Below are 3,313 nucleotides of genomic sequence, written 5' to 3' on the forward strand. Positions count from 1 at the left end.
TTTCCCAACAATGTTGAGATGTACCTTTGGGGTCTACTTTGATAATTCTTTTGCCAAGTTTCCAGGCTACATACTCCAAAACCTGAACAAACTGACCAAAAGCTGCATCTTGCAAAGACTTATTTAGTCCTGACTTAGCTGATTGACCATTGGGTAAGAATTGACCATTATCACCTAATTTAGCTTTGCAACGTCGGACTAAAGAAGCTATTTGTAGGTCTTCTAAAAATATCACCTGAGAATCACTGAAGAAATGATAAGCTAGTTTAAATTGCCAATCTAACCGTTGTCTAGCTATCAGCTGATGCAGTTTAGCTATTTTACGCTTGAGAATCTTCCAAGGCTTAGAATGCTTTTGTTTTTTAGCTAATCTCACCTGAAGTTTCGATAATTTATTTTCAGAGAACCTAAAAAACTTAGGAACTTGGATAAATTCTCCATCACTGGTAACAGCATAGTGCAATAATCCCAAATCAATACCTTTTGAGTTTTTTAAAGTGGGTTGAATTTCTGCAACCTCTACAGTTACAGCTTGATCTTCTATCGTTAAGCTGATATACCATCCGTCTGCCGCCCGTACTACTGTACCTGTTTTAACCTTGAATCCTATTGGTATTGAACGATTGTAGACAAAGGGAACTAAACCAATCTTTGGTAGATTTATACAAAAACGACCGTTGGCATTTTTGACTATATTGGCATTTGATAACTGAGGATAACTGAAAGAATTATAATAATGCCGACCTTTAAATTTAGGTCTACCACTGGTTTTACCCTTTTGATCGGGTTTGGTAAAGTTATCCATTGTTGTTTGTACACGCTGAATAACATCTTGCAACACCTGAGAGTGCATAGACTTATACTCACGGAAAAGTTTTTTAGTCTGTGCTAAATCTGCTAGCTGCACAGTCTCCCAAACAACATATCCATTAATTATGTTCGGATGCTTATCTCCTTTCCTTGTGATCGGATTACCAAAAATGTCCTTTTTTCTGCCATCTCGTGTTTGTATCCTAAATTCAGGAATATTCTGATAAATCTGGTCTACTGGCACCACTGAAACATTAAGAGGACAAGCATTTACTGGTGTGCGCGTTGCTTCAAACCAATTCAGCCTTTCAGCTAAACGGTAATTATATTGCTTTCTGGCCATTTCTAACCAATTGGCTATGATTACCGTTTGACTTTTATGGGGTTTTAGCTTGTACTTGTATTTCAACAGCATAGAGAATAGACCTCCTGCGCTATACATCTGTTATTCTAATGACTGTATGTCTAATTGTCAACAGCTATAGCCAAATAATTATGAAAAAAGATTTTGTATCTAGTGGTAGAGCCGTATCTGACATGAAAGCTCACTTAGTCTTGGTAACTAAATATAGAAAAAAGGTAATCAATCAGGAGATGCTCAAACGATTAGGAGAAATAGTAGATAATCTATGTACTAAATGGGACTGCAAACTAATAGAATTTAACGGTGAACCTGACCATGTACATTTGCTATTCCAATACTACCCGCAGCTTGAGTTGCCTAAATTTGTTACTAATCTAAAATCTGTAAGCAGTAGGAGACTTAGAACGGAGTTTCCAGAGCAAATCAACAAAGCTTATTTCAAAGCTGTTTTTTGGAGTGAATCATACTTTATTGCTAGCTGTGGTGGTGTAAGTGTTTCAGTGCTAAAAAAATACATAGATTCTCAGGACGAACCTCATAAATAACGCCCGGCTTTCCCATACGACGCTCCCCTTCGGGAGAGCGCGGGACTTCCCGCCGGGGGAGTTAAATATTGCCAATAGACTGATTATCGAAAATCTAATTGATTCTGAAAACTAATACCATGTTCGGTTGAATACTGATAAATAATAGGGAACAAGAAACACATAGGATAGTAAGGGCAATTCATAAATTACCCCTAAAATAATATTTTATTTATAGCAGTCGAAACATAGCTTAGGACAACTAGAAAACTTTAAAGCTATTAGCTGTAAAGTTTTGACTAAAGCTGAATGCTGAGTGCTGAATCCTGAATGCTATATAACTGGTTACCCAAAGATGATTTATATAGCGCTACGCGCAAGTTAAAAGTCACAAGTAAAAAGTCAAAAGTAATCTCTGACTAAGTTTGAGCATTTATAAATTTCCACGCCCTATTTGCGTAGTGCTATATCATCGTATAATTATTGTATTCTACATTACTCCATCGCAAAAGTATCATTGTTTACCAATAAACAATCAAACAAATATACCCACCTTACTGCTAAAGAGCGTAGATTTATCTCATTTCCAGCCCAACTAATGCTAGAGAAAAATTTGCTAGTAGGTAAAATTCTCGACTTTGGTTGTGGTTTGGGTAACGATGTTAAACTACTACAACAAAAAGGCTTTGATGTTACTGGTTACGACCCTTATTATTTTCCTGAATATCCCCAGGGAAAGTTTGATACTATTCTCTGTTTTTATGTCTTAAATGTTTTATTTGAACAACCACAAGTGGAAGTTTTGATGGAAGTTTCCCAGTTATTAAAGTCAGGGGGTAAAGCTTATTATGCTGTGAGAAGAGGTTTGAAGCGAGAAGGTTTTCGAGAACATTACATACACAAGAAACCAACTTATCAGTGTTTAGTTAATTTACCTTTCAAATCTATCCACACCGATGAATTGTGTGAAATTTATGAATATATTCATTATAATCAGCAAAAAAATTCGGAAAACAAATGTTTATTTTGTAACCCCCGTAAAAATCTACAGTTAATTACAGAATCAGGAAAAGCTTATGCAATACTTGATGGCTATCCAGTGACAAAAGGGCATACATTAATTATACCAAAGCGTCATCTAGCAAATTATTTTGAGTTACCTATAGATGAACAATTAGAATGTTGGTTAATGGTAAATCAGGTACAGAAAATTTTACAAGAAAAGTATAAGCCAGATGGGTTTAATGTAGGAATAAATGTTAATCGCGCTGGAGGACAAAAAATGATGCACTGCAATATTCATGTTATCCCTAGGTATCAAAAAAATAAGTTAGGAGTTGGAGGGGGAATGAGATTTGTTGTTCCTAAGACTATTTCTAAATGAAATTCCACTTAATCAAAGATAAAAGCTGTCAGTAAAATTCAGGTCTGGGTAAGAACTATTAAGTGCATTATTTTGTATAGTCTCACTTTTATTGATAATTAATTCAACTATTGCGCAACAGTTTTTAGATTTTAGATAAACTGGCCAAGGTAGCGATCGCCGGACTTCACTTTAACTATTGCGCAACAGTAGACTATTTCTCCATGAAGTTGCACTTAATAAAACCTCTCA

General features: G+C 35.5%; 3 protein-coding genes. 2 read left to right on the forward strand and 1 reads right to left on the reverse strand.

The features are described 5' to 3' along the window. Positions 1-1,225, reverse strand: a 1,225-nt coding sequence (locus tag F6K22_RS36730; RefSeq protein WP_293109637.1) for an RNA-guided endonuclease InsQ/TnpB family protein, incomplete at its 3' end; no start/stop codon positions are given. 80 nt (positions 1,226-1,305) lie between these two features. On the opposite strand from F6K22_RS36730, the gene tnpA reads away from it, so the two are divergent. Both tnpA and F6K22_RS36740 read left to right on the forward strand, forming a co-directional pair. Next, positions 1,306-1,719, forward strand: coding sequence for an IS200/IS605 family transposase (gene tnpA / locus F6K22_RS36735; RefSeq protein ID WP_293109641.1), 414 nt, complete (start codon positions 1,306-1,308; stop codon positions 1,717-1,719). Between the two features lie 577 nt (positions 1,720-2,296). After that, positions 2,297-3,082 (forward strand): HIT domain-containing protein, encoded by a 786-nt coding sequence (locus F6K22_RS36740; protein WP_363275225.1) that lies wholly within the window; start codon positions 2,297-2,299, stop codon positions 3,080-3,082. Positions 3,083-3,313 lie beyond the last annotated feature (231 nt).

The sequence above is a fragment of the Okeania sp. SIO2F4 genome, from assembly GCF_010672385.1.
GTDB lineage: Bacteria > Cyanobacteriota > Cyanobacteriia > Cyanobacteriales > Microcoleaceae > Trichodesmium.